The sequence below is a fragment of the Paucihalobacter sp. genome (assembly GCF_036825875.1).
Taxonomy (GTDB): Bacteria; Bacteroidota; Bacteroidia; order Flavobacteriales; family Flavobacteriaceae; genus Paucihalobacter.
The window spans coordinates 23,048-30,482 of the sequence record NZ_DAISXK010000033.1; the positions used below are offsets into that span (position 1 = coordinate 23,048).

At 35.9% G+C, this 7,435-nt stretch carries 6 protein-coding genes and 1 tRNA gene; 3 read left to right on the plus strand and 4 right to left on the minus strand.

Annotated elements, in window-relative coordinates; translation table 11 throughout:
• Nucleotides 1–97 precede the first annotated feature (97 nt).
• Complete coding sequence (locus tag V7Z48_RS09990; protein WP_334113292.1) at nt 98–508, minus strand: DUF4293 domain-containing protein; 411 nt, start codon at nt 506–508, stop codon at nt 98–100.
• 214 nt (nt 509–722) lie between these two features.
• Between V7Z48_RS09990 and rho the strand changes: the two genes are divergently transcribed.
• A complete protein-coding gene (rho, locus tag V7Z48_RS09995) occupies nt 723–2,450 on the plus strand; it encodes a transcription termination factor Rho (protein ID WP_334113293.1) in 1,728 nt (575 codons plus the stop codon).
• A gap of 122 nt (nt 2,451–2,572) precedes the next feature.
• Here rho and rpsT read toward each other — a convergent pair whose 3' ends face one another.
• The 3 genes from rpsT to proS form a co-directional block, all read right to left on the minus strand.
• A complete protein-coding gene (gene rpsT, locus V7Z48_RS10000; RefSeq protein WP_334113294.1) occupies nt 2,573–2,824 on the minus strand; it encodes a 30S ribosomal protein S20 in 252 nt (83 codons plus the stop codon).
• Between the two features lie 25 nt (nt 2,825–2,849).
• A tRNA-Glu gene (locus V7Z48_RS10005) sits at nt 2,850–2,921 on the minus strand.
• Between the two features lie 101 nt (nt 2,922–3,022).
• A complete protein-coding gene (gene proS / locus V7Z48_RS10010; protein ID WP_334113295.1) occupies nt 3,023–4,501 on the minus strand; it encodes a proline--tRNA ligase in 1,479 nt (492 codons plus the stop codon).
• A 99-nt stretch (nt 4,502–4,600) separates the two neighbouring features.
• Here proS and V7Z48_RS10015 point away from each other — a divergent pair, with 99 nt between their 5' ends.
• Both V7Z48_RS10015 and V7Z48_RS10020 read left to right on the plus strand, forming a co-directional pair.
• Nucleotides 4,601–5,668, plus strand: a complete 1,068-nt coding sequence (locus tag V7Z48_RS10015) for a hypothetical protein (RefSeq protein WP_334113296.1) — start codon at nt 4,601–4,603, stop codon at nt 5,666–5,668.
• 127 nt (nt 5,669–5,795) lie between these two features.
• The gene (locus V7Z48_RS10020; protein ID WP_334113297.1) at nt 5,796–7,313 is read left to right on the plus strand and encodes an OmpP1/FadL family transporter; all 1,518 of its coding nucleotides are present in this window, start codon (nt 5,796–5,798) and stop codon (nt 7,311–7,313) included.
• Nucleotides 7,314–7,435: the final 122 nt, after the last annotated feature.

Here is a 7,435-nt window from a genome sequence, read left to right on the forward strand (position 1 = left end):
ATTAATTTTGACATAGTAATTTTCTTTAGTTCAAACAAAAAAATCCGAAGCTTTCACTTCGGATTTTCTACGCACTAATACTACTAAGATATAAGGTTTATCGCAATCTCTCAACAGATTTTACGAGATCTTCATCCTTTTTAATAGCCTTATTAGCTAAGACAATAAAAACGATAGAAACCAAAGGAAGAACCATCCCAATACCTTTCTCAGAAACCGCCGTTTCTCCAGATAATGTTTGTGATTGATATACAATGAATCCTAGTAAAACAAAGTTTAATATGATATTTAGTCGTCCCAATACAAATTGAGATTTCCTGTCTTTAAATTTTAAAATTGCAACAATCGAAATTAATGCGGATACTAAAAACATTAACAACATCGTCATATTCTGCTGCGCAAACAACAATTCCCCAGATGCCGTCGTCCACATTGAAAACACAAAAATTAAAATACCTGAAACTACGGCAGCTAAGGCTAAATATAGTGTTTGAATGCGTTGTATCACTGAAATTACATTAATTTGGATAGCAAAATTAACAGATTATTTTGAATGAATAGCTTAATTTAAAATAAAATTGTATTATTGCATAAGTATTGTAGCGCATTTGATTAGCCCAGTATCATAATCTTCAATTTATTCAGATTTATTCAATTATTTTTTACTCAAAAATTTAGGTGTAAATCTTTATTATTTTATAATTAATATCATTCGCATATTCATGTTTGAAATTTCACAATTAAAAGAGAAAAAACTCTCCGAGTTACAAGAGATAGCTCAAAAACTTAAAGTTCCTAAATATAAAACTTTAAAAAAATTAGATCTAGTCTATCAAATATTAGACCTACAAGCAGCCAATCCAAAGGTTGTACAAGAAGAAATAAAGGAAGTTATTGCAACGGCAAAAACTGCTGAAACACCAGCGCCTAAAAAACCTGCGCCAAGACAAAAAAGAGAGCGTGTACAAAGACCTCCTAACAAACCTAAAGAGCAGCAAAAAATGGAGTTTACTGATAAAGCAGAAACACCGTCTGAAGCAAAGCCAAAACCTGAGCAAAATAAAACTCAAAAGCCAGCAGCGCCAAATAAACCAACTCGTCAAGAGCCATCGAATAACCAAGATAAAACTGACAAAGCTGATAACAGAAATAATAATCAGCAGCAATCAGAGAACAAACAGCAATCTAATCCCAATCAGAATAACAATTCTAAAAGAGATCAACCAAGACCGCAAAGACAAAAAGAAACAAACGGAAATCAAAATAACAATCCAGCTGAAAAGAATAACGGAAATAAAGACAGTAGAAACCGTTACCGTGAGCCAGATTATGAATTTGACGCTATTATAGAGAGCGAAGGTGTTTTAGATGTTATGCAGGACGGCTACGGCTTTTTACGTTCGTCGGACTATAATTATTTATCATCACCCGACGATATATATGTATCACAGTCGCAAATACGACTTTTCGGACTTAAAAAAGGTGACACAGTTCTCGGACATGTACGCCCACCAAAGGAAGGCGAGAAATACTTTCCTTTAATAAAGGTGAGTAAAATTAATGGCCTAGCACCCAATGTTGTTAGAGACCGTGTATCTTTTGAACATTTAACACCATTATTTCCAACTGAAAAATTCAATATAGCCGAAAAGCAAAGTACCATTTCAACAAGAATTATGGATTTGTTTGCGCCAATAGGAAAAGGACAAAGAGGTATGATTGTTTCCCAGCCAAAAACTGGTAAAACAATGCTTTTAAAGGATGTTGCAAATGCTATCGCAGCGAATCATCCAGAAGTTTACCAAATGATTTTGTTAATTGATGAGCGTCCAGAAGAAGTAACCGATATGCAGCGTCATGTTAGAGGAGAAGTTATTGCCTCTACATTTGACAAAGAAGCACACGAACACGTTAAAGTGGCTGATATTGTACTCGAAAAAGCAAAACGATTGGTAGAATGCGGTCATGATGTGGTAATCCTGTTAGATTCTATTACCAGACTTGCGCGCGCCTACAATACGGTGCAACCAGCTTCAGGTAAAATTTTAAGTGGTGGTGTTGACGCGAATGCGCTTCACAAACCAAAGCGCTTTTTTGGTGCAGCCCGGAATATTGAAAATGGCGGATCATTAACCATTATTGCCACGGCTTTAACCGAAACAGGTTCTAAAATGGATGAGGTAATTTTTGAGGAGTTTAAAGGAACCGGAAACATGGAACTTCAGTTGGATAGACGAATTTCGAACAGAAGAATATTCCCTGCGATTGATTTGGTGTCTTCAAGCACCAGACGCGATGATTTGTTATTAGATGATAATACTATTCAGCGTATGTGGATTATGAGAAAATACTTAGCTGATATGAATCCTGTTGAAGCTATGGAATTTGTTAATGACAGATTCAAACAGACAAGAAACAACGAAGAATTTTTGATATCAATGAACAGCTAAAATCACTATAGTTCTTACAAATTTAAATACCGCTCTCAATTGATTGCGGTATTTTTTTTTAGTTTATAACATAAAAAAAACCTTTCGAAATTGAAAGGCTTTATAATTTATTGTTACGTTGGTTACAGCGATGCAACATGTTTTGTTAGGCTAGATTTTAGGTTACCTGCCTTATTATCGTGGATAATATTTTTCTTAGCTAGTTTATCAATCATCGAAACAACATCTGGTAGAGCGGCGTTTGCCTCTTTGGCATCCGTCATTTCACGCAATTTTTTAATTGCGTTACGCGTTGTCTTGTGCTTGTACCTATTAACTACACGCTTCTTTTCGTTACTTCTAATTCTCTTTAAAGCTGACTTGTGATTTGCCATTTCTTTTTAATTTATTTTTTTGTTGTAGCCCGTAGGGGAATCGAACCCCTCTTACCAGGATGAAAACCTGGCGTCCTAACCGATAGACGAACGGGCCATTATTTAATTAATTCTAATGAACCTGCAATTCTTTAATGCGGATGCAAAAATACAACTATTTTTAAATGTTGCAACACCAAACTTATTTTTTTTGAAAAATTAATAAGCCTTCGCAAAAAGCACCTTATATTTTGAAGGTTTTCCACTAAAAACACAAACGCCTTCTTCATGCACAAAGTCACTAGGAATGCATCGGATAGTAGCTTTGGTTAATTCTTTTATACGCTGTTCCGTTTCAACCGTGCCATCCCAATAAGCAGCAATAAATCCTCCTTTATTTTCTAAAACTTCCTTGAAATTCTCAAAATCTTGAACCTCAGATATATGATTATCTCTGTAGGTTTTTGCTTTTTCGAATAATGAAACTTGAATATCAGCCAAGGAATTTTCAATCAGTTCGGAGATATTCTCTAAGGGAACAATCGATTTTGATAGATTATCTCGTCTTGCTACTTCAACCGTATTATTTGCTAAATCTTTTGGGCCGATGGCAATTCTTAAAGGTACACCTTGTAATTCATATTGGGCAAATTTAGCTCCAGGACGCATGGTATCGCGATTATCAAATTTACATGATATATTTAAGCGTTGTAAATCTTTTACTAAGGATTTTGCTACTTCTGAAATCGCTTCAAACTCTTCATCATTCTTATATATAGGAATAATAACTACCTGAATTGGCGCCAAATTTGGAGGCAATACTAAACCACTATCATCGCTATGCGTCATAATTAAGGCTCCGATTAATCTGGTTGAAACGCCCCATGAAGTTGCCCAAACGTAATCCTGTTTTCCTTCCTTATTTGTGAATTTTACATCAAATGCTTTTGCGAAATTTTGTCCTAAAAAATGAGAAGTTCCCGCTTGAAGTGCTTTTCCATCTTGCATTAGCGCTTCAATACAATAGGTTTCTATGGCTCCTGCAAAACGTTCACTCTCTGATTTCACACCCTTAATAACAGGTATAGCCATAAAATTTTGAACAAATTCGGCATATATATCGTTCATTTGAATGGTCTCCTCAAGGGCTTCCTGCTCTGTGGCATGTGCTGTATGTCCTTCTTGCCATAAAAACTCGGCGGTTCTAAGAAACAGACGTGTTCTCATTTCCCATCTCACCACATTAGCCCACTGATTTATTAAAATAGGTAAATCCCGATAGCTTTGAATCCAATTTTTGTAAGTACTCCAAATTATAGCTTCACTCGTTGGTCTTACTACCAATTCTTCCTCGAGTTTAGCTTCTGGATCTACTCGTAATTTCCCAGGTCTATCTGGATCATTTTGCAATCGGTAGTGCGTTACAACTGCGCATTCTTTTGCAAATCCTTCAGCATTTTTCTCTTCCGCCTCAAACAAACTTTTTGGCACAAAGAGCGGAAAGTAAGCATTCTGATGTCCTGTGGCTTTAAACATTCTATCCAACTCTGCTTGCATTTTCTCCCAAATTGCATAACCGTATGGTTTAATAACCATACATCCGCGAACTGCAGAGTTTTCAGCTAGATCAGCCTTAACAACAAGCTCATTGTACCATTTAGAATAATCCTCAGATCTACTTGTAAGATTTTTACCCATTTATCGTGTTTTGGCACAAATATTGTACTATGTTAAATAAAGAAATAGTTCAGCAAAACTAACTATTTTTGTAATGTTCAACAATTAAAATCTAATGTTATGCAATTTAAAACTAACATAAATAATAAATTACCATTTATTGTTGCACTAGGCTTGGCTTTTCTTTTAGCTTCTTGTGGTTCCTATCAATACGTAGGGTATAATAACGATGGTATTTATAGAGAAGTGCCTTCCACCCAAAGAATTTATGCTGAAACTGAGAATGTAGCGGTAGTTAATAGTGAAACAGGTTACTATAAAAATTACTTTCAGGAGCGTTCACGAGAGGTAGAAGCTGTGACTGGTAGTGATACTTTTACAGATGCTGATAGCTACCGAAGTGATTACACCGAAGTGCAAGACTCTATTGCTTACCGAACTGGTTACAGTGGTTGGGGTCAAACAAATGATGTGGTTAATATAAACATATATGACAATGGCTGGAACAACTTTGGCGGCTGGAATGCTTGGGCTTGGGATCCATTTTGGGGTCCAGGTTTTAATCGTTGGGGCTACGGAGGTTTTGGCTGGGGCTGGAATAACTGGGGTTGGAACAACTGGGGATGGCAACCATGGGGTTGGAACGCTGGTTGGGGCTACGGCGGTTTTGGCCTTGGATTTGGAGGTTACTATGGTCTCGGAGGGTTCGGTTATGGAGCCTATCATCCTTATGGTCGCGGCGTAGCCTTCGCAGGAAGTCGTCGCGGTGATGCTTTTTTAAGCAATGGCTATGGAAGAAATTCCAATCTAAATAGAAGCACTCAAAATGTAGGAAGAAGATCAGGCAATTCAATAAGACCAAATTCTGAACTAAGAAGAACGGTTGAGCGTAATAATGCTAGACGTACTGATAATAGCCGTCTGTCTACAAGAAATTCAATTAACACAAGAAATAATAGATACAATCCAAATACACGAGTGAATCCAAATTCAAGAATAAACACTCGTAATAGCACAAATACTCGCGTCAATACAAGAACTAATACACCAACAAGATCATCAACTACTCGTAGTTCTTCCCCATCTAGATCAAGTGGTGGAACCATGAGTTCAGGTGGAAGCCGTGGCAGCTCTGGCGGCGGTGGTGGTAGAAGCTCTGGCGGCGGTGGCGGAAGACGTGGCGGTTGATAATTAAAAACACTTTCGATAACCCAAATCATAAAATGCCCATACTCATTTAAATATTTTAATTAATAATATTTGGTATGGGCATTTATATTACAAATTTGAACATTAAATTTTAAAATTAAAAAAGATGAAAAGGAAACTATTTTCGACAATAGCTGTAGTAGTGTGTGCTATGTCATACGGTCAAGATGTGTCTGATGCTCTAAGATATTCTATGGATAATATTCAAGGAACCGCAAGGTTTAGAGCCATGGGCGGAGCCTTCGGTGCTTTAGGTGGCGATATGTCTGCATTGAGTTTAAATCCCGCTGGATCAGCTGTATTTGCTTCGAGTCATGCATCATTTACACTATCGGTTCTAAACACTAGCAACGACACGCAATTTTTTAACGGATTGACCAACTCAACGGATTCTAAATTTGACATCAACCAAGGTGGTGCAGTTTTTGTCTTTCAAAATTCAAATCCCAACTCTAATTGGAAAAAATTTACATTAGGATTCGCTTATGATAAAACAGCCGATTTTAATAATAACTGGATTTCCTCTGGTACTAATAACCGTTCTGTAGATAATTATTTTTTAAGTTTTGCTGATGGGAAAAGATTGGATGAAATTTCAACGTTACCTGGTGAATCTTTCACTGATGCCTATTCAGATATCGGCAGTATTTACGGATTTGGACACCAACAAGCATTTTTAGGATTTGAATCATTTATAATTGATCCTTTGGCAGATTCTGATGATAATACTCAATATGTTTCGAATATCGCTCCAGGAAGTTTTAACCAACAAAATGCCTTAAATTCGAGAGGTTACAATGGTAAGTTTAGTTTTAATTTTGCAACGCAGTATAAAGATCAACTTTATCTAGGAGCGAATCTTAATACACATTTTATAAATTACGAACGCACCACATTCTTTACTGAAACAAATAATAATGCTGGGTCATTAGTTAACACAGTGAATTTTGAAAACAATTTATTTACAACGGGTGCTGGTTTCTCATTTCAATTAGGCACTATATTAAAGTTATCGGATGGAATGAGATTAGGTTTTTCGTACGACTCTCCCACTTGGTTTAGAATTAATGAAGAAACAAGTCAATTTATTAGAACTGTTAGAAATGAGGAAGGAAGTAATCTTGCCCTTACAATTGACCCGAGAATTATTAATATTTATCCGGAATACAGATTAAAAACACCTGGTAGAATAACAGCAAGTTTAGCCTATGTAATAGGTTTACAAGGTTTAATTAGTTTAGATTACAGTAGAAAGGATTATGGAAATACTGAATTCAGACCAATTTCTGATTCATTCTTCAGAATTCAAAATGAATTAATTAGTCGTAACTTAACTGTTGCAAATACCTTAAGATTAGGTGGTGAGTATAGAATTAAACAGGTAAGTCTGCGCGGGGGTTACCGTTTTGAAGAAAGCCCTTATGCTGATAAGACTGCTATGAGTGATTTAAATGCTGTTTCCTTTGGACTTGGTTATAACTTTGGTAATCTAAAGTTAGACTTAGCTTATGAATATGTGACTAGAGAATTCGGTGAGCAACTATTTAATGTTGGATTAACTGATAGAGCACTTATCGACGCTACTAATAATAATATATTTTTAACAATGTCATTTGAGCTTTAACTAGATTATATGGTTAAAATAAAAAAGGAGCTGTTTAGTTAAACAGCTCCTTTTTTTTACTTGCTTAAATATTTTATCTTTTCAAAGTAAAGTGTGCTTTAAACTCTTTTTGCTCACCTGTT